Here is an 18,832-nt window from a genome sequence, read left to right on the forward strand (position 1 = left end):
AAATCTGCAATTTGCAGATTTTTTATTAAGACCAAAATATCAATGATAATCTGCATCTTCAAGTGTTAATTTAAGACATTGAGATAGGTTTTTATTTCTAAGTGTCTGAAAAATACCAAAAAAGATATTGACAAAATAGATCATGAAATGATAAGCTATTATGGCTGTCAATTGAGCAGCAAGTTTATCAGCAATCAGAAATTGCAACTTTGAAATTTTTTTGAAAAAGATATTGACAAAAAAATTCCTGGATGATAAACTAATATAGTTGTTGTCCGAGAGGGCAGCAGAAATCGGTTTGAAACAGAATTGAAAAAACTTTAAAAAAGTGGTTGACAAGCTATTTCAGATTTGATAGAATATAGAAGTTGTCTCACGAGAGACAAAGACCTTTGAAAACTGAACAAGACGAACCAAACGTGCGGGTTGAGAAATCGACCTGTTAAGAAAATAAATCTGTCAGTGACAGAATGAGAACAAGATTAAATGAGAGTTTGATCCTGGCTCAGGACGAACGCTGGCGGCGTGCCTAATACATGCAAGTAGAACGCTGAAGACTTTAGCTTGCTAGAGTTGGAAGAGTTGCGAACGGGTGAGTAACGCGTAGGTAACCTGCCTATTAGTGGGGGATAACTATTGGAAACGATAGCTAATACCGCATAATAGTGTTTAACACATGTTAGAGACTTAAAAGATGCAATTGCATCACTAGTAGATGGACCTGCGTTGTATTAGCTAGTTGGTGGGGTAACGGCCTACCAAGGCGACGATACATAGCCGACCTGAGAGGGTGATCGGCCACACTGGGACTGAGACACGGCCCAGACTCCTACGGGAGGCAGCAGTAGGGAATCTTCGGCAATGGGGGCAACCCTGACCGAGCAACGCCGCGTGAGTGAAGAAGGTTTTCGGATCGTAAAGCTCTGTTGTAAGAGAAGAACGTGTGTGAGAGTGGAAAGTTCACACAGTGACGGTAACTTACCAGAAAGGGACGGCTAACTACGTGCCAGCAGCCGCGGTAATACGTAGGTCCCGAGCGTTGTCCGGATTTATTGGGCGTAAAGCGAGCGCAGGCGGTTTAATAAGTCTGAAGTTAAAGGCAGTGGCTTAACCATTGTTCGCTTTGGAAACTGTTAAACTTGAGTGCAGAAGGGGAGAGTGGAATTCCATGTGTAGCGGTGAAATGCGTAGATATATGGAGGAACACCGGTGGCGAAAGCGGCTCTCTGGTCTGTAACTGACGCTGAGGCTCGAAAGCGTGGGGAGCAAACAGGATTAGATACCCTGGTAGTCCACGCCGTAAACGATGAGTGCTAGGTGTTAGGCCCTTTCCGGGGCTTAGTGCCGCAGCTAACGCATTAAGCACTCCGCCTGGGGAGTACGACCGCAAGGTTGAAACTCAAAGGAATTGACGGGGGCCCGCACAAGCGGTGGAGCATGTGGTTTAATTCGAAGCAACGCGAAGAACCTTACCAGGTCTTGACATCCCGATGCTATTTCTAGAGATAGAAAGTTTCTTCGGAACATCGGTGACAGGTGGTGCATGGTTGTCGTCAGCTCGTGTCGTGAGATGTTGGGTTAAGTCCCGCAACGAGCGCAACCCCTATTGTTAGTTGCCATCATTCAGTTGGGCACTCTAGCGAGACTGCCGGTGATAAACCGGAGGAAGGTGGGGATGACGTCAAATCATCATGCCCCTTATGACCTGGGCTACACACGTGCTACAATGGTTGGTACAACGAGTCGCAAGCCGGTGACGGCAAGCAAATCTCTTAAAGCCAATCTCAGTTCGGATTGTAGGCTGCAACTCGCCTACATGAAGTCGGAATCGCTAGTAATCGCGGATCAGCACGCCGCGGTGAATACGTTCCCGGGCCTTGTACACACCGCCCGTCACACCACGAGAGTTTGTAACACCCGAAGTCGGTGAGGTAACCTTTTAGGAGCCAGCCGCCTAAGGTGGGACAGATGATTGGGGTGAAGTCGTAACAAGGTAGCCGTATCGGAAGGTGCGGCTGGATCACCTCCTTTCTAAGGAAAAAACGGAAGCACGTTTGGGAAGTCTTGTTTAGTTTTGAGAGGTCTTGTGGGGCCTTAGCTCAGCTGGGAGAGCGCCTGCTTTGCACGCAGGAGGTCAGCGGTTCGATCCCGCTAGGCTCCATTGAATCGAAAGATTCAAGTTGATTGTCCATTGAAAATTGAATATCTATATCAAATTCCACAATTAGAAATAATTGTAGAAAGTAACAAGAAATAAACCGAAACGCTGTGATTTAATGAGTTTAAGGTCAGAAGACCAAAATAAGGTTAAGTTAATAAGGGCGCACGGTGGATGCCTTGGCACTAGAAGCCGATGAAGGACGTGACTAACGACGAAATGCTTTGGGGAGTTGTAAGTAAACATTGATCCAGAGATGTCCGAATGGGGGAACCCGGCATGTGATGCATGTCACTCATTACTGTTAAGGTAATGAAGAGGAAGACGCAGTGAACTGAAACATCTAAGTAGCTGCAGGAAGAGAAAGCAAATGCGATTGCCTTAGTAGCGGCGAGCGAAGCGGCAAGAGGGCAAACCGATGTGTTTACACATCGGGGTTGTAGGACTGCGCTGTGGGAAGTCAAGATTATAGAAGAATTACCTGGGAAGGTAAGCCAAAGAGAGTAACAGCCTCGTATTCGAAATAGTCTTAAACCCTAGCAGTATCCTGAGTACGGCGAGACACGAGAAATCTCGTTGGAATCTGGGAGGACCATCTCCCAACCCTAAATACTCTCTAGTGACCGATAGTGAACCAGTACCGTGAGGGAAAGGTGAAAAGCACCCCGGGAGGGGAGTGAAATAGAACCTGAAACCGTGTGCCTACAACAAGTTCGAGCCCGTTAATGGGTGAGAGCGTGCCTTTTGTAGAATGAACCGGCGAGTTACGATATGATGCGAGGTTAAGTTGAAGAGACGGAGCCGTAGGGAAACCGAGTCTTAATAGGGCGAATTAGTATCATGTCGTAGACCCGAAACCATGTGACCTACCCATGAGCAGGGTGAAGGTGAGGTAAAACTCACTGGAGGCCCGAACCAGGGCACGTTGAAAAGTGCTTGGATGACTTGTGGGTAGCGGAGAAATTCCAAACGAACTTGGAGATAGCTGGTTCTCTCCGAAATAGCTTTAGGGCTAGCGTCGATGTTAAGTCTCTTGGAGGTAGAGCACTGTTTGATTGAGGGGTCCATCCCGGATTACCAATATCAGATAAACTCCGAATGCCAACGAGATATAATCGGCAGTCAGACTGCGAGTGCTAAGATCCGTAGTCGAAAGGGAAACAGCCCAGACCACCAGCTAAGGTCCCAAAATATATGTTAAGTGGAAAAGGATGTGGGGTTGCACAGACAACTAGGATGTTAGCTTAGAAGCAGCTATTCATTCAAAGAGTGCGTAATAGCTCACTAGTCGAGTGACCCTGCGCCGAAAATGTACCGGGGCTAAAACATATTACCGAAGCTGTGGATACCTTTTAGGTATGGTAGGAGAGCGTTCTATGTGTGATGAAGGTGTACCGTGAGGAGCGCTGGAACGCATAGAAGTGAGAATGCCGGTATGAGTAGCGAAAGACAGGTGAGAATCCTGTCCACCGTATGACTAAGGTTTCCAGGGGAAGGCTCGTCCTCCCTGGGTTAGTCGGGACCTAAGGAGAGACCGAAAGGTGTATCCGATGGACAACAGGTTGATATTCCTGTACTAGAGTATATAGTGATGGAGGGACGCAGTAGGCTAACTAAAGCGTGCGATTGGAAGTGCACGTCTAAGCAGTGAGGTGTGATGTGAGTCAAATGCTTACGTCTATAACATTGAGCTGTGATGGGGAGTGAATTTAAGTAGCGAAGTTAGTGATGTCACACTGCCAAGAAAAGCTTCTAGCGTTAATTATACTCTACCCGTACCGCAAACCGACACAGGTAGTCGAGGCGAGTAGCCTCAGGTGAGCGAGAGAACTCTCGTTAAGGAACTCGGCAAAATGGCCCCGTAACTTCGGGAGAAGGGGCGCTGGCTTTAAGTCAGCCGCAGTGAATAGGCCCAAGCAACTGTTTATCAAAAACACAGCTCTCTGCTAAATCGTAAGATGATGTATAGGGGGTGACGCCTGCCCGGTGCTGGAAGGTTAAGAGGAGCGCTTAGCATTAGCGAAGGTGTGAATTGAAGCCCCAGTAAACGGCGGCCGTAACTATAACGGTCCTAAGGTAGCGAAATTCCTTGTCGGGTAAGTTCCGACCCGCACGAAAGGCGTAATGATTTGGGCACTGTCTCAACGAGAGACTCGGTGAAATTTTAGTACCTGTGAAGATGCAGGTTACCCGCGACAGGACGGAAAGACCCCATGGAGCTTTACTGCAGTTTGATATTGAGTATCTGTACCACATGTACAGGATAGGTAGGAGCCTAAGAAGCCGGGACGCTAGTTTCGGTGGAGGCGTTGTTGGGATACTACCCTTGTGTTATGGCTACTCTAACCCAGATAGGTGATCCCTATCGGAGACAGTGTCTGACGGGCAGTTTGACTGGGGCGGTCGCCTCCTAAAAGGTAACGGAGGCGCCCAAAGGTTCCCTCAGAATGGTTGGAAATCATTCGCAGAGTGTAAAGGTATAAGGGAGCTTGACTGCGAGAGCTACAACTCGAGCAGGGACGAAAGTCGGGCTTAGTGATCCGGTGGTTCCACATGGAAGGGCCATCGCTCAACGGATAAAAGCTACCCTGGGGATAACAGGCTTATCTCCCCCAAGAGTTCACATCGACGGGGAGGTTTGGCACCTCGATGTCGGCTCGTCGCATCCTGGGGCTGTAGTCGGTCCCAAGGGTTGGGCTGTTCGCCCATTAAAGCGGCACGCGAGCTGGGTTCAGAACGTCGTGAGACAGTTCGGTCCCTATCCGTCGCGGGCGTAGGAAATTTGAGAGGATCTGCTCCTAGTACGAGAGGACCAGAGTGGACTTACCGCTGGTGTACCAGTTGTCTTGCCAAAGGCATCGCTGGGTAGCTATGTAGGGAAGGGATAAACGCTGAAAGCATCTAAGTGTGAAGCCCACCTCAAGATGAGATTTCCCATGATTTTATATCAGTAAGAGCCCTGAGAGATGATCAGGTAGATAGGTTAGAAGTGGAAGTGTGGTGACACATGTAGCGGACTAATACTAATAGCTCGAGGACTTATCCAAAGTAACTGAGAATATTGACAGCGCGTCGGAAACTTGTTAAAATATATAGGTATTCAATTTTGATTGGATAATCAATCAGAGTTAAGTGATGATAGCCTAGGAGATACACCTGTTCCCATGCCGAACACAGAAGTTAAGCCCTAGAACGCCTGAAGTAGTTGGGGGTTTCCCCCTGTTAGATATGGTAGTCGCTTAGCAAAAGGGAGTTTAGCTCAGCTGGGAGAGCATCTGCCTTACAAGCAGAGGGTCAGCGGTTCGATCCCGTTAACTCCCATTAAGAAGGTAAATATACCAAAGGTCCCGTAGTGTAGCGGTTATCACGTCGCCCTGTCACGGCGAAGATCGCGGGTTCGATTCCCGTCGGGACCGTTTGACTCGTTAGCTCAGTTGGTAGAGCATCTGACTTTTAATCAGAGGGTCACTGGTTCGAGCCCAGTACGGGTCATAATATTATGCGGGTTTGGCGGAATTGGCAGACGCACCAGATTTAGGATCTGGCGCTTAACGGCGTGGGGGTTAAAGTCCCTTAACCCGCATTAGAAAAAGTAGCCGGCTTAGCTCAGTTGGTAGAGCATCTGATTTGTAATCAGAGGGTCGCGTGTTCAAGTCATGTAGCCGGCATAACCTTTTATAATTTTAGCTTCGGGCGCATAGCTCAGCTGGTTAGAGCGCACGCCTGATAAGCGTGAGGTCGGTGGTTCGAGTCCACTTGTGCCCATTAGAAATATGGTCCGTTGGTCAAGGGGTTAAGACACCGCCTTTTCACGGCGGTAACACGGGTTCGAATCCCGTACGGACTATTTTATTTATTTTTTAAAAAGGTTGAGGAAGACTACTTGGTCTTCTTTTTTTGTTTTGTTTTGTTTCGATTTTTAGTAGTTGGGATTCTACTCAAAAGTTACAGAGCTTTTTTGAGCTGTGCTGTTTCGAATAGTTCCAAAATAATGCTAACGCAGGCGGACAAAAACTATTTTGTTTTAGATATATAAAAACTCTCTACACAATTTGTACTGAATACAAAAGTTAGGCATAAAATCTAACGATTGGGGTGTAATTCAATTAGTATAGTAGAGAGTTTTATTATTAATCAAGTTCGTGTGGGAGTAGGAGTGTTTCTACGCCTGCTTGGTCAATGATGTGTACGATTTCTGGGAAAAAGGGATCGAACGGGAAGTTGTAATCAAAACCAATGAAGATTTTTCGTTTGCTGTCGTGATATTCAAACATTACATTGTTATGATTATTAGCTAGTCTAAATGTTAAAATTGGGTCAAGTGGGACAACATTTTTTAGGTAGTGGTCTAATAAATCCCAAAATGTATCTATAATTTCATGTGGTAAGCTAGTAGCGACGCCAAAGCTTGCGTAACGTTCTTTGTTTTTTTCAAATGCCATTGTGAGTTACTCCTTTCAAGTAGTGTAAAAGCACTCCAAAAAGGAGTGCTTGCAACTTTTAACGATTCTTCAGTTCAAGATAACGTTTGTACCAAATATTAATATAGGCTTGTGAAAACGGTCCTTTGCCATTATTAATCCAGTCAACGAGAATTTTGACATTCTCTTTTAAAATAAAATCAATGTCTGGAGAGTAGCCCATTTCTTGCTTATGTAATTCGTACTCATCGACGTCAAGTAGTCTTTTTTCTCCATCTGCAAAAACTTTGACGTCTAAATCATAGTCAATATACTTAAGAGCCTCCTCATCCATAACGTATGGACTGGCAAGATTGCAGTAGTATGAAACACCGTTATCTCTTATCATAGCAATAATATTAAACCAGTATTTTTTATGAAAATAAACAATAGCTGGTTCTCGCGTAACCCAACGTCGCCCATCACTTTCTGTGACGAGTGTGTGATCGTTAACTCCTATAACAGCATTATCTGTTGTTTTTAGTACCATAGTGTCGCGCCATGTACGGTGCAAACTACCATCATGCTTATAACTTTGAATTGTAATAAAGTCGCCTTCCTTAGGTAATTTCATGCCTTACCAACTTTCTACAATTAAACTTATCTGTTATAGTTTATCATAATTTTCTGAAAAAAGACACTTAGAAATGTTATTTATTTCTATAAATAGTCTCTGAGGGCACTAGCTATATCGTCAAAATTGAATCCCTTTCGGGCAAGTGACTGGGTTAGTCGTTGTTTTAATTCGTAGCCATCATATTTTTTACTATATTTTCGATATTGTTTATCGAGTTCTTTATAAAGTAATTCAAATTCTTGTTCGCTATCTTTTTCAACTTCAAGGTTTTCAAAAGCTATTTTGGCTTCTGAGTAGGAAAAACCTTTATTCATCATATTTTGAATGATTTTATCTTTAAGTGTTTTTGTTGAGAGTTTATGTTGATATATTCGGAGAAGTTTTTGAGCTACTTTTTCGGAGAGAGGTGAGAAGTCTAAATTAGCTAATTTTTGGTCAATGAGTTGGGAATTAATTTCTTTTTGAATGAGTTTTTGTTTTAAAACGTAGGCACCTTTGTCCCCTGTATTGAGATTTTGTGATAAATACGTCTCAACGTATTGTTCATCGTTAATCCAGTTTTCTTTTTTGAGATTTTCAAGAATTTCAGGGATATAAAGGCTGTCAATATCATGCTGTTCAAGGTATTTTTTAACTTCGGCAGCTGTGCGTTGTTTAAAAGAAATGTGATAAAGCGCTAGATTTTTACCATAAGAAAACTGAGCAAACTTTTGAATGTCTTTGAGTGTTGCTTCGTCAATTTCCATATTTTTACTTAACATGAAATGAACAATAGTGTCTTCTGTAACGTAAAGTTTATCATTAGCGTCGATTTCTAAAAGATAAAGCCGTTTTTTCTTTTCAATTTTAGTGATTTTCATATATTCATTATAACAAAAATGTTAAAATAGAAGGGATTAGAATTAAAGTGTAGAGATGGGAGGGTGAGATGATGAAAGGTGATAAGAATAAAATAATTGATTGGGAGACAATTCTTCAGAAAAAAGAGCTTTCTGAGTTAGCAGAGGAAGATTTTTGGGATATGGATGATTTCATGTTTGACGATGATGTGCTTGATTTTGCTGGCAAAAGAGATGAACAAGTTGTGCCTAGAGATGTTCGGTTATCGGATGATTTGTATTTTGATATCAAGGGTCTTAAAGAGATGCTCGATTCTTTGGCTGGGAATTCTGAACAAATGTCTTTTGTTTTTTTTAGTGAAAAATTGAGATTAGCATCGCTTTATAAGGTAAATGGACTTTATCAAAAGGCTTTAACACAGTTTGAGGAGTTAAATAAATGTGATGAAAATGGTGACTATGGTTGTCATTATGAAATTGTGTCACTTTATATTTTGGTGTCGGATTATGCATCAGCTAAGGCTTTCTGTGAGAATTGTGTTTCTTATGAACATGATTATTTGCTACAAACGCTTCTTTTGATTGGTGCGATTCTTGCGGATGATGATTTTACTGCTCATGAATTGCTCAAACGATTATTTGATGAAGTTGAGGGATTTGAGGACTTTTGTTTATGTTCGGGTTTGTCATTGAGCAAGGTCTTGGCAGAAGATGATTCTGGTTTAAAACTTGAGTATGCTGAAAATGATATTGAGACTGTTTATGCAGCGTTTCGTCTTGTTTTGCCGTTGGTGGAGAGAGCAGCAAGTTATCTTTCGGGGTATTTGAGCAGTTATTGTTTGGATACGGTAATGGATATACTGTTGGATGAGCTTGATTTTTTGACGACAGCGCAGCTTGATGTCTTTGAAGAAAATGGTATTTATAGCATCAATGATTTCAAAGTATGGTCTGAAGAAGAGATTTTGGATTTGCCGAAAATTGAAAAAGTTACGATAGAAAATTTAAAAGATATAGGAGTCATATTTAGTCACTAATGAATTTAAAAGTAAAGCAAAAAATTCCTTTGAAAATTAAGCGTATGGGAATCAATGGTGAAGGGATTGGATTTTATAAGAAAACCTTAGTGTTTGTTCCGGGTGCTTTGAAGGGTGAGGATGTTTTTTGTCAAATTACAGCGGTTAAACGTAATTTTGCACAAGCAAGACTGATAAGTATTAATAAAAAATCGAAATTTCGTGTGGAGCCTGCATGTCCGATTTATCAAAAATGTGGTGGTTGTCAAATCATGCATCTTCGTTATGATAAGCAGTTAGAGTTTAAGGATGATTTGATTGCTCAGTCGTTGAAAAAATTTAAGCCTGCTGGCTATGAGAATTATGATATTCGCCATACGCTTGGTATGGAGGTACCATATCATTATCGTGCTAAGTTGCAATTTCAAACACGTTCATTTAAAGGAAGTGTAAAATCAGGTCTTTTTGAAGAAGGTAGTCATCGTTTGGTTGATATTAGAGATTGCTTGGTGCAAGATGAATTGACGCAAGCGATTATTAATCGTGTGACTGAACTTTTAGAAAAGCACCACATTCCAATTTACGATGAACGTAAAATTGCTGGGGTGCGTACGGTTATGATTCGTAAAGCTATTGCGACTAATCAAGTGCAGCTGATTTTTATCACTAGTCGAGATGTTTTTTTAGCCCCTGTCATTAAGCAATTAACGGCTGAATTTGACATGATTAAAGGAATTGCTGTTAATATCAACCGTTCTAAATCAAGTGAGATTTATGGTGAAAAAACTGAAGTTATCTGGGGAAATGCTGATATTTCTGAGGAAGTTTTAGATTATCAATTTTCGCTTTCACCACGAGCTTTTTATCAGTTGAATCCACAGCAAACAGAAGTGTTATATGGCCAAGCTGTTGCAGCGCTTGATGTTTCAGAAAATGACCATGTTATTGATGCTTATTGCGGTGTTGGGACAATTGGTTTTGCATTTGCAGCTAAGGTAAGGAGTATTCGTGGTATGGATATTATTCCAGAGGCGATTGCTGATGCCAAGAAAAATGCGCAACGTATGGGCTTTGAGAATACTCACTACGAAGCTGGACGCGCAGAGGATATTATTCCTAAGTGGTACAAGGAAGGTTACCGTGCGGATGCTTTGATTGTTGACCCACCACGTACGGGACTTGATGATAAGCTTTTGGATACTATTTTAAAATATCAGCCTGCTAAAATGGTTTATGTGTCATGTAATACCGCAACGTTAGCTCGAGATTTGGTCAAGTTGAGTAAAGTTTACGACGTTCATTACATTCAGTCGGTGGATATGTTTCCGCATACCGCACGGACCGAGGCTGTAGTGAAGCTACAAAAGAAGGAATGCTGAGAATCCTTGATTTCAAGCAGTTTTTCAAACATTTTGTATTTATTCCAGATGGTCTAGGAGGACTCAAAAAAGTGCAAAAAAAGGAGATTGAAGTTAGCGTTTTTATCCTGCCTGTCTGTGGAAGACACAAATATTAGATGTTTCAACGTAAACGAGAACATTTTAATAAGTGTTCTCGCTTTTTTAGTACGACGGGCATGTAGTACATCTGAGGTGAAAGTCCTCTGCGGGCACCCGCTACCGGTGAACCCAATAGCGACTCCCAAGCCTGACTATCGTGAGGTAGCGGGGAGAGGAAGGGATAGCGAAATCGTGGCACTACGAACAGAAACGTGATACGAAGGCGTATATAGCGGACAAGGTGGCTAAGAACATTAAAGTCCCAAAAGGTAGTCGTAACCTATATGCGTAAATCACGAGTGTAAATGAGGAAAGATGTACGACTTATCCCGTGAGGTCTCATGGGCGTCAATAAGACGTAGTAACAACGAATCATGAGAAGTCAGCCGAGGCCATAGTAGTGAAGAAACTTCTGTAATGGAAGTGGAGCGAAGGGCTAAACTATTAACCGGAGTATACCTACTTCACTTGTGTCTGTAAAAGAACGGTCTGATAGAACTGGAGGCGGTCACGTATTGACTAGAAGAAAGTTCGCCAATATAAGATATCCTACAGACACCGAAACAAGAAAGGAATACACACATGTCACAGTTACTAGATAATATCCTATCTCGTTCAAATATGTTGGACGCTTACAATCAAGTTAGAGCTAATAAAGGTTCTGCTGGAATTGAGCGACTAAACTGGGTCATCCGAGGTTGGATAAACTACTTTTCTATGACGAACATGAAATCAGTCATGGAAAGCATTGATGAACGATTAAGAACTCGAATAAGAGTTATTATCTGGAAACAATGGAAGAAGAAATCTAGGCGATTATGGGGACTTCTCAAATTAGGAGCACTGAAGTGGATAGCGAATAAAGTATCTGGCTGGGGAGACCATTATCAATTAGTGGCTCAGAGGTCTGTACCGAAACGTGCCATATCAAAACCAGTCCTCGCTAAACGTGGACTGGTTTCTTGCCTAGATTATTATCTAAAACGACATGCGTTAAAAGTTAGTTGAACCGCCGTGTGCCGAACGGCACGCACGGTGGTGTGAGAGGGACTAGAAATTAGTCCCTACTCGATTTATAGTGAGTAATCACTTACCTGTCAAGTGCTTTTTAAAATTTAAATTGAAATTTGCTTACAAAATTAAGAAGCATCAAGCTTTCCCTCATACAAAGATGCTATATTATAGTAATAAAGAGAAAGGACGATTTGAATGAGCTATTCTAAACTTTTAAAAGAAATAATGTACGATGAAGATAATATTTCATATACAGAAAGAGGGATAAAATCACTTTTTTCTGCTCCAGAGACTGCTAAAATTATAATCATAGCACAAGCACTGGGGATTCATGCTCAAGAGTTAGGTATATTTTTCAATGATTTAAGCGGCGATAAGCTTCGTGAATGGTTAGGTATTGATAGAGAATGTTTTTATGATTCTGGATATTTCGCAGTGGTCCCAATGGATTATTATTTTCCTGGAAAAGGTAAAACGGGGGACTTACCTCCAAGAAAAGGATTTGCAGAAAATGGCATAAGAAAACATTAGATCTCATGCCAAATAAACAATTAATACTTTTGATTGGTGCCTATGCTCAACGATATTACTTAAAACAAAGATCGACGGAAAAATTAACCAATACTGTAAAGAATTTCGATAGATATCTACCTGAATTTTTCACCCTTGTGCACCCTTCGCCACGTAATAATATTTGGCAGTCCAAAAATCCTTGGTTTCTAGATCAGGTTATTCCTGTTTTGCAGGAACGTGTTAAAGCAATTCTTAAATAAAGATTCGGAAATATACAGAGGATTGTTTTTATAGTCAAAATTTTTAGAACTGACACTATCGTAACTGAATAGAATTATAAAAATATAATTCTATGATTAATATCATTAAATCAATTGAACATAGTTAGATGTATTTGAAACAATCTAGACATTCTAGTATTTTTAAAACTTGATATAAATCAATTATTATATTTCTATGCTCGGTTATACTGGATATAACAAAGGAGGTAGAAATCATGCAAAGATGGTTATCACGTTATCGGAATTGGTTGACAGCAATAACTGGTGTTCTTATTATTCTTGCTTTTTCATCCAAATGGGTTTTTAGTAGTGAGCAGGGATCAGCTTATCTACTGTTTGTAGCTTCATTAGTTGGCGGTTTACCAATTTTTGTTCAAGCCTATCAAGCTCTTAGAGTTAAGGTCATTAGCATCGATCTCTTAGTAACTCTTGCTATTTTAGGGGCATTCGTTATTAAAGAGTTTGAAGAATCAGCTATTGTAGCTTTTCTCTTCTTGTTCGGTGCATACTTAGAACAAAGAACATTAGCCAAGACACGTTCTGCGATTAAGAATCTTGTCGAATTGGTGCCGGAGACTGCATTTCGGAAAGCACACAATGGTGACTTTGAAGAGGTGTCGGTTGAAGAAGTTGAAGAAGGTGACATTCTTATAGTAAAAACAGGTGGTAAAATCCCAGTTGATGGTGAAGTTATATTTGGCGCTGGTACCACAAATGAATCTAGCATAACAGGTGAGCCTATTCCAGTTTCTAAAGGTCTAGGAGATAAAGTTTTTGCTGGTACTATTCTCGAAAATGGGACCATACAACTTCGTACTGATAAAATTGGGGAAGACACAACTTTTGGGAAAATTATTGAATTAGTCGAAGAAGCACAAGACTCCAAATCAAAAGCTGAAAGATTTATTGATCAATTTTCAAAATACTATACACCTGCAGTTTTGTTGCTTGCTATTCTCGTTTGGCTTATTAGTCGCAATATTGAGTTAGCCGTTACTATTTTGGTTCTCGGATGTCCTGGTGCATTGGTTATTGGGGTACCAGTTTCAAATGTGTCAGGGATTGGAAATGGCGCACGACATGGTATTTTATTTAAGGGTAGTGATGTCATTACAAACTTTAGTAAAGTTGATACAATGCTATTTGATAAAACAGGAACATTAACTTATGGTAACCCTCAGGTTGCACAGACAATCTACTATAGCAGTGATAGGAGTCTTGCTGAGAGCTTACTGGCTAGTGTTGAGAGAGAATCAGATCATCCGCTCGCGAAAGCAATTGTGAAAAATTACTCAGGTTCTTTAGTAGAGGTAATTGACTCAACAGAGGTCGTTCAAGGTGGGGGAGTTGTTGCTCGTATTCAAAATCACCAAGTTCTCGTAGGGAACTCTTATTTGATGAATCAATATAATATTCCTTTCACTAACCAGATGAAGAGCGACATAGCAGGGATGGAAGCAGAAGGGAATTCAATTGTCCTAACTGCTATTGATGGACAAATAGCTCTTATTGTAGGGATTCGCGACCAGATTAGACAAGGAGTCAAGGAGGATTTAGAGACGCTTAAGAATATGGGAGTAAAAAATCTCATTCTATTGTCTGGAGATAATCAAGGCACAGTTGATTTAGTTGCTAGTCAGTTAGGCTTAACCGAGGCTTATGGTCATCTATTACCAGAAGACAAGGCAGAATTTGTGAGAAAACGTCAGGCAAGTGGAGAAATAGTAGCATTTGTCGGAGATGGTATTAATGATAGCCCATCATTGGCCTTGGCAGATATTGGAATTGCCATGGGAAACGGTACAGATGTTGCCATTGAAACTTCAAATGTTGTTTTGATGAATTCGGATTTTCACAGAATCCCTCATGCGATCGGATTGGCTAAAGCTACACGACGTAATATGATTGAAAATATCTTCATTTCATTGCTAGTCGTAGTAGTTCTTCTTATCAGCGTTCTCTCAAGTTCGTGGATGAATATGGCTATTGGCATGTTTGTTCATGAAGGTAGCATTCTCCTAGTTATTTTGAATGCTATGAGGCTTTTAAAATATAAAAGAAAATAGAGATTCTTGATATAAATCAATTTTTTATTCTAAATATCGTACTATACTAAAGATATAATAAGGAAAGGAAGTAAAGATGATGAAAAAAGCTATACTACAGCTTGAAACACTGGCTTGTCCAACATGTATGCAAAAAATTGAGGGAGCCATTAAAAGTGTAACAGGTGTCGATAAGGAAAGTGTCAAAGTTCTATTCAATGCCAGTAAGGCAAAAGTAAATTTTGACGCTAGTATGACAAACATTAATGAAATTGTGAAGGCAGTGCAAGCAATTGGCTATGATGTCCTAAAAGCATCAGAAAAATAATAGGAGAAAGTTACAATGTTAAAACAATTTTTTGAAGCAAACGATGAGATGCTTGATCTATATACAAATGCTATTACAAAAGCTCATGGGAAAAATCATCCAGAAGTCTTTGATGTTCGCAAAGTTTATGAAACAATTCAACATAAAATTAGGGATAATAATTTGGACCTATCAAATGAATTTTCAGAACTAAGAGCTCTTACAAAAGATTATACAATTCCAGATGATGCTTGTGAGACATTTACTAAAACTTATCAGCTATTAAAACAATTTGATGAATTATCTCAAGAATAGATTTTATCAATTAGAAAGAGGCTATCCATGGTTCAACACATTTGTGTGACACTTGTACCATTATTTAATTATCTGTCAGAAGATGAACAGATTAAAATTAATAGATTGGCACAACACAAACAATTTAAAAAAAATGAAATTGTTTTTAGACCAGGAGATGAAAATCTAGACATCGTGGCTCTCGGAAGTATGAAAGTATTCCAACTGTCTACAAATGGTGATGAACAGCTTTTACGGGTCGTTGAACCAGGTGGCTATGAGGGTGAGAATCAGTTGTTCGGTATTAAAAATGAATCTCTTTTTGGTGAAACTCTTGAAACAACTGAAATTTGTAGATTAAGTAAACAAGCTTTTGATCAAGTAATGCTTAGGAATCCACAAATAGCTCTTAAATTATTTGAATTAAGTGCGCAAAAGATGATTCAAGTGGAGAAGCAGGCCCATATTTTATCTATGGAGCGTGTTGAGGAACGTTTAGCGAACTACCTCTTGGATCTGTCAAAAGTAGCGAACGATTATCGGTTCAGTTTACCTATGAAGATGATTGATATCGCGCGATATATAGGGACTACCCCTGAAACTCTTTCTAGAAAATTTAGATTTCTTGAGGATAATAGATTGATAAAACGTTCAGGTAGAAAAATAATTATTCTTAACGGAGATGGCTTAATTGATTTATGAGGTGAAAAATGTCGTTTGACAAATTAAAGGAATATCTACCCTATCGAGGAGAAAAATATATTAAGCCGGAAAAGGCTGGTAATTATCGCCAGTATATGGTGGATTTAAGGGACCTAGCTCGACAGGCCCGGGATGAATTCAGTTTAATCAGTAAATCTTTTGAAGACAGGGTAAAGCCATTTAAAGCAGAGGGTTCTGTTGCAAAGTTTAAAAACAAATCATACTACTAATTGTTTTACAATAAATTATGCTGGGATACCCATTAAAACTTTAATTTCAGTACAGACTGAAAAGCCGAAGAGATTTCCTTCTTTTCGGCTTTCTTTATATATTCCTCGAATGGTTTCCATGCCCTTAATCGTGGTGGAGGCCGTACGGAGGCTTTGGTAAAATTTACTGCGACGTTTAATTGGACGATGATCTTGTTCAATGAGATTATTGAGATATTTAACTGTTCGATGTTCTGTTTTTAGATAGAATCCTTTTTTCTGTAGCTTTTTAAACGCACTACTTATAGATGGGGCTTTATCTGTAACGAGAACCTTTGGCTCTCCGAATGGCTTCTTTAATCGTTTTAAAAACGCATATGCTGCTTGTGTATTTCGCTTTTTACGTAACCAAATATCTAAAGTTAGTCCATCTGCATCAATTGCTCGATATAAATAGTGCCACTTTCCTTTGATTTTGATATAGGTTTCGTCCATTTTCCACGAATAAAAAGACTGTCTATTTTTCTTTTTCCAAATTTGGTACAGAACTTTACCGTATTCCTGTACCCAACGGTAAATGGTTGTATGACAGACATTAATCCCACGGTCATAAAGAATTTCTTGAACTTCTCGATAACTTAGATTATATCGAAGATAGTAACCTACAGCGACAATAATTACATCTTCCTGAAATTGTTTGCCTTTAAAGTGATCCATCTTTTGTCCTCCAAGCTATCTTTTTCCTCTATTCTATCTTAAAATTAGTTTATCAGGAAACTTTGCAACAGAACCAAGCAGAGCGTGTTAGTCAATGGATGAATCAATCTCAGCTATGTCGTCCACATTTTTGGTGTTACTTCCGATTGCCTTCCGATGATTTGGATGATTCAGCATTGGCTATTCGTCTTTATGGGGAATCTGATAATTTTGGAATTTCCGTTGAGGTTAGTTTTGTAGAAAGAAGGAGGTCTGAAAACAGTTTAGAGAAACAAAATAAAGTTTTGAATCTTCTTCCTTTTGGAGCCATGTATTATTTTGTACAAAAAAATGGTATAAGTTTCAAAATGGATGCAACAGAAGAAAATCGAAAGAGTTTACTAAAACAGGTCAAATCGGGTGAGGTTCGTAAGGTCTTGGTTAAACAGGATATTCCAATTGAGACTGACCACTCATTAGAACGGTTAATTGATGATCTATTAAAAAGTTTTGATGAATTACTGCCATTTTATAAGGAAACAAAGAAATAAACTAAAGGATAGGTAGAAGTAACACCTATCCTTTAGTTATAAAAATTATAGAAAGTCAAATTTATCCCAAAAAGAACGAAATAGTATAATTTTCTTTCCATTTCTATTTATTAATCCTTCTTCTTGAAAAGCTCTTAATTTACGGGATATAGTTTCAGGACTGGTAGCTAGATAGCTGGCTAGTTCTTTCAGTGAGACTGGTATCGTAATGGTCTCTTCAGTCATTACCTCTGAAGGGAGAGAGAGCTGACTGAAGTAGGTAGCTAAACGATCCTCTATTGAATCAATTGCCAGTAGTTGCAGTTGCTTCTCAATCTCTAAAGATTTGTAGGCATTTAATTGAAGTAGTTTGCAGCTTAATTGTGGGTAAAGATAGATTAACTTATTGAAATCTGACTTATATAGGATACATACTTTTGTTTCTTTAATGGCCTCTCCATAAAGAGAATCATTTGAGAGACCAAAGAGATAATTCTCTCCGTCATATTCTCCCTCATTAACAATACGAATAAGCTGTTCCTTACCAATTTTACTCAGTTTATAGATTCTCATAGCACCAGCTGAAATAATCGATAGCTGCTCTGGATCATCAGGAGAAAAAATAATTTCTCCCTTTTTAAAGGTTTTATGATATAGCAATTCTTGAACCTTACTCTGTTCATCGCAAGCAAGATTATTAAAAAGAGGAACCCGATGAACGCAGCCAATTTTTGTCATATTTTTATTCTCCCTTGCATTCTTTTATATTTCCTAAAAAATTGACCATGGTCAATTTTTTTTAATTAGGGAAGATATATAATTAAATCACTATATGTAGTGTCTGTTTTTATCATCAAATACAGTATATAGGAATTATACATATTAGGAGGGAAAAATGCAAGTGATTAGAATATACTATATCAGTCTTAGCGGGAATACGACTAATTTTCTTGAAAGATTAGATCATTATCTCCAGAGGGAACTTCAAGAGAAATTGGATTATGTTAATGTCAAGGATTTAGTAAAAAATAATGAATCATTGGAATTTGAAATCAAAGAACCTTACTTTGCTTTTCTACCAGCCTACCTTGAAGGAGGGAATGGTGTTACTACTGGTAATATCGAAATATTAACAACACCCCTCCGTAGGCTTATTGCATATAAAAAAAATAGTAAATATTGTATGGGCATCATCGGAAGTGGTAATCGAAATTTTAATAAACAATTCTGCCTGACAGCTCACCAGTATTCTGAGGAATTTGGATTTCCAGTATTAGATGAATTTGAATTACGAGGAACTGAGGAAGATGTTATTCGCATTTCAAATCGATTGAATACTAGGTTAATAGAGTGGAGATACAGTTCAGAGCTTGTATCATATAGGCACTTACCTAATCTGACATCACATCATATGCCTCATCCCTTGCGGCACAGTCATCATATTAAAGATGGGACTTGGGAAAAGATAACTATTTGGTCCGGGAAGATAAAGATTTTCGAATTGAGAGAGAATGGAGATGTTCTCAAAGAGTGTACTTATGACACTAGCAATCAACCACCATTTATTGAACCCCAAACATGGTATAAACTCTCTCCGTTAACGGAAGACCTAGTATTTTCCATTGATCTCTTTTGTAAAAAATCCGATTTTTTACATCAATAAAGGTAAAAATATAAAAATAGAAAGAAGAC

The 18,832-nt window shown here is 39.6% G+C and carries 13 protein-coding genes, 8 tRNA genes, 3 rRNA genes and 4 pseudogenes; 23 read left to right on the forward strand and 5 right to left on the reverse strand.

Going from position 1 to position 18,832, the window contains the following annotated elements:
- Positions 1–482: 482 nt before the first annotated feature.
- The 11 genes from SMA_RS02560 (at position 483) to SMA_RS02610 (ending at position 6,005) form a co-directional block, all read left to right on the forward strand.
- Positions 483–2,031: ribosomal RNA gene (locus tag SMA_RS02560) — 16S ribosomal RNA — on the forward strand.
- 57 nt (positions 2,032–2,088) lie between these two features.
- A tRNA-Ala gene (locus SMA_RS02565) sits at positions 2,089–2,161 on the forward strand.
- Positions 2,162–2,305: 144 nt separating this feature from the next.
- Positions 2,306–5,205 (forward strand): 23S ribosomal RNA (locus SMA_RS02570).
- Positions 5,206–5,286: 81 nt separating this feature from the next.
- Positions 5,287–5,402, forward strand: a 5S ribosomal RNA gene (rrf, locus tag SMA_RS02575).
- The 16S, 23S and 5S rRNA genes sit together here with 8 tRNA genes alongside, the layout of an rRNA operon.
- 4 nt (positions 5,403–5,406) lie before the next feature.
- Positions 5,407–5,479 (forward strand) — tRNA-Val (locus SMA_RS02580).
- Between the two features lie 22 nt (positions 5,480–5,501).
- Positions 5,502–5,574, forward strand: a tRNA-Asp gene (locus SMA_RS02585).
- A 3-nt stretch (positions 5,575–5,577) separates the two neighbouring features.
- Positions 5,578–5,650: transfer RNA gene (locus tag SMA_RS02590), tRNA-Lys, on the forward strand.
- Between the two features lie 9 nt (positions 5,651–5,659).
- A tRNA-Leu gene (locus tag SMA_RS02595) sits at positions 5,660–5,741 on the forward strand.
- 12 nt (positions 5,742–5,753) lie between these two features.
- Positions 5,754–5,826 (forward strand) — tRNA-Thr (locus tag SMA_RS02600).
- 23 nt (positions 5,827–5,849) lie between these two features.
- Positions 5,850–5,923, forward strand: a tRNA-Ile gene (locus SMA_RS02605).
- Positions 5,924–5,933: 10 nt separating this feature from the next.
- Positions 5,934–6,005: transfer RNA gene (locus SMA_RS02610), tRNA-Glu, on the forward strand.
- 283 nt (positions 6,006–6,288) lie between these two features.
- Here SMA_RS02610 and SMA_RS02615 read toward each other — a convergent pair.
- From SMA_RS02615 to recX, 3 genes are all read right to left on the reverse strand, one after another.
- Positions 6,289–6,600, reverse strand: a complete 312-nt coding sequence (locus SMA_RS02615) for a DUF960 domain-containing protein (RefSeq protein ID WP_014294081.1) — start codon at positions 6,598–6,600, stop codon at positions 6,289–6,291.
- Between the two features lie 58 nt (positions 6,601–6,658).
- Positions 6,659–7,192, reverse strand: coding sequence for a nucleoside tri-diphosphate phosphatase (ntdP, locus tag SMA_RS02620; protein ID WP_014294082.1), 534 nt, complete (start codon positions 7,190–7,192; stop codon positions 6,659–6,661).
- Positions 7,193–7,278: 86 nt separating this feature from the next.
- The gene (gene recX / locus SMA_RS02625) at positions 7,279–8,055 is read right to left on the reverse strand and encodes a recombination regulator RecX (RefSeq protein ID WP_014294083.1); all 777 of its coding nucleotides are present in this window, start codon (positions 8,053–8,055) and stop codon (positions 7,279–7,281) included.
- Positions 8,056–8,126: 71 nt separating this feature from the next.
- On the opposite strand from recX, the gene SMA_RS02630 reads away from it, so the two are divergent.
- The 9 genes and pseudogenes from SMA_RS02630 to SMA_RS02670 all read left to right on the forward strand — a co-directional run bounded on the left by SMA_RS02630 (position 8,127) and on the right by SMA_RS02670 (position 15,935).
- On the forward strand, positions 8,127–9,071 hold the full coding sequence (locus SMA_RS02630) for a hypothetical protein (protein ID WP_014294084.1): 945 nt from the start codon (positions 8,127–8,129) through the stop codon (positions 9,069–9,071).
- Positions 9,071–10,429 (forward strand): 23S rRNA (uracil(1939)-C(5))-methyltransferase RlmD, encoded by a 1,359-nt coding sequence (gene rlmD, locus SMA_RS02635; protein WP_014294085.1) that lies wholly within the window; start codon positions 9,071–9,073, stop codon positions 10,427–10,429. The genes SMA_RS02630 and rlmD overlap by 1 nt, the downstream gene beginning before the upstream one ends.
- A 789-nt stretch (positions 10,430–11,218) precedes the next feature.
- Positions 11,219–11,557: pseudogene (locus SMA_RS02640) on the forward strand (group II intron maturase-specific domain-containing protein); the annotation flags it as partial.
- 201 nt (positions 11,558–11,758) lie between these two features.
- Positions 11,759–12,336, forward strand: a pseudogene (locus SMA_RS02645) (uracil-DNA glycosylase family protein).
- Positions 12,337–12,572: 236 nt separating this feature from the next.
- Complete coding sequence (locus SMA_RS02650; RefSeq protein ID WP_014294088.1) at positions 12,573–14,423, forward strand: heavy metal translocating P-type ATPase; 1,851 nt, start codon at positions 12,573–12,575, stop codon at positions 14,421–14,423.
- A gap of 79 nt (positions 14,424–14,502) precedes the next feature.
- Positions 14,503–14,730, forward strand: a complete 228-nt coding sequence (locus SMA_RS02655; protein ID WP_037619394.1) for a heavy-metal-associated domain-containing protein — start codon at positions 14,503–14,505, stop codon at positions 14,728–14,730.
- Positions 14,731–14,745: 15 nt separating this feature from the next.
- Complete coding sequence (locus SMA_RS02660) at positions 14,746–15,024, forward strand: hypothetical protein (RefSeq protein WP_014294089.1); 279 nt, start codon at positions 14,746–14,748, stop codon at positions 15,022–15,024.
- A gap of 27 nt (positions 15,025–15,051) precedes the next feature.
- On the forward strand, positions 15,052–15,705 hold the full coding sequence (locus tag SMA_RS02665) for a Crp/Fnr family transcriptional regulator (RefSeq protein WP_014294090.1): 654 nt from the start codon (positions 15,052–15,054) through the stop codon (positions 15,703–15,705).
- A gap of 8 nt (positions 15,706–15,713) precedes the next feature.
- The gene (locus SMA_RS02670; RefSeq protein WP_014294091.1) at positions 15,714–15,935 is read left to right on the forward strand and encodes a hypothetical protein; all 222 of its coding nucleotides are present in this window, start codon (positions 15,714–15,716) and stop codon (positions 15,933–15,935) included.
- A 15-nt stretch (positions 15,936–15,950) separates the two neighbouring features.
- Here SMA_RS02670 and SMA_RS02675 read toward each other — a convergent pair whose 3' ends face one another.
- Positions 15,951–16,631 (reverse strand): IS6 family transposase, encoded by a 681-nt coding sequence (locus tag SMA_RS02675; RefSeq protein ID WP_014294092.1) that lies wholly within the window; start codon positions 16,629–16,631, stop codon positions 15,951–15,953.
- Positions 16,632–16,705: 74 nt separating this feature from the next.
- On the opposite strand from SMA_RS02675, the pseudogene SMA_RS02680 reads away from it, so the two are divergent.
- A pseudogene (locus SMA_RS02680) lies at positions 16,706–17,161 on the forward strand (hypothetical protein); the annotation flags it as partial.
- Between the two features lie 45 nt (positions 17,162–17,206).
- On the opposite strand, the gene SMA_RS02685 reads toward SMA_RS02680, so the two are convergent.
- The gene (locus SMA_RS02685; RefSeq protein WP_014294094.1) at positions 17,207–17,878 is read right to left on the reverse strand and encodes a Crp/Fnr family transcriptional regulator; all 672 of its coding nucleotides are present in this window, start codon (positions 17,876–17,878) and stop codon (positions 17,207–17,209) included.
- A 157-nt stretch (positions 17,879–18,035) separates the two neighbouring features.
- Here SMA_RS02685 and nrdI point away from each other — a divergent pair.
- A pseudogene (gene nrdI, locus SMA_RS11810) lies at positions 18,036–18,473 on the forward strand (class Ib ribonucleoside-diphosphate reductase assembly flavoprotein NrdI); the annotation flags it as partial.
- Complete coding sequence (locus tag SMA_RS11815; RefSeq protein ID WP_318248502.1) at positions 18,471–18,803, forward strand: TehB-like domain-containing protein; 333 nt, start codon at positions 18,471–18,473, stop codon at positions 18,801–18,803. The pseudogene nrdI and the gene SMA_RS11815, both read left to right, overlap by 3 nt.
- Positions 18,804–18,832 lie beyond the last annotated feature (29 nt).

It is taken from the genome of Streptococcus macedonicus ACA-DC 198 (assembly GCA_000283635.1).
In the GTDB taxonomy this organism is placed as follows: domain Bacteria; phylum Bacillota; class Bacilli; order Lactobacillales; family Streptococcaceae; genus Streptococcus; species Streptococcus macedonicus.

What these genes read in the sequence shown, in the direction of transcription:
- SMA_RS02650 (WP_014294088.1), top strand. Translation starts at nt 12,573, where the DNA reads ATGCAAAGATGGTTATCACGTTATCGGAATTGGTTGACAGCAATAACT.
- SMA_RS02675 (WP_014294092.1), bottom strand. Translation starts at nt 16,631, where the DNA reads ATGGATCACTTTAAAGGCAAACAATTTCAGGAAGATGTAATTATTGTC.
- SMA_RS02630 (WP_014294084.1), top strand. Translation starts at nt 8,127, where the DNA reads ATGAAAGGTGATAAGAATAAAATAATTGATTGGGAGACAATTCTTCAG.
- SMA_RS02665 (WP_014294090.1), top strand. Translation starts at nt 15,052, where the DNA reads ATGGTTCAACACATTTGTGTGACACTTGTACCATTATTTAATTATCTG.
- SMA_RS02670 (WP_014294091.1), top strand. Translation starts at nt 15,714, where the DNA reads ATGTCGTTTGACAAATTAAAGGAATATCTACCCTATCGAGGAGAAAAA.
- SMA_RS02685 (WP_014294094.1), bottom strand. Translation starts at nt 17,878, where the DNA reads ATGACAAAAATTGGCTGCGTTCATCGGGTTCCTCTTTTTAATAATCTT.
- SMA_RS02660 (WP_014294089.1), top strand. Translation starts at nt 14,746, where the DNA reads ATGTTAAAACAATTTTTTGAAGCAAACGATGAGATGCTTGATCTATAT.
- SMA_RS02655 (WP_037619394.1), top strand. Translation starts at nt 14,503, where the DNA reads ATGAAAAAAGCTATACTACAGCTTGAAACACTGGCTTGTCCAACATGT.
- SMA_RS02615 (WP_014294081.1), bottom strand. Translation starts at nt 6,600, where the DNA reads ATGGCATTTGAAAAAAACAAAGAACGTTACGCAAGCTTTGGCGTCGCT.
- recX (WP_014294083.1), bottom strand. Translation starts at nt 8,055, where the DNA reads ATGAAAATCACTAAAATTGAAAAGAAAAAACGGCTTTATCTTTTAGAA.
- ntdP (WP_014294082.1), bottom strand. Translation starts at nt 7,192, where the DNA reads ATGAAATTACCTAAGGAAGGCGACTTTATTACAATTCAAAGTTATAAG.
- rlmD (WP_014294085.1), top strand. Translation starts at nt 9,071, where the DNA reads ATGAATTTAAAAGTAAAGCAAAAAATTCCTTTGAAAATTAAGCGTATG.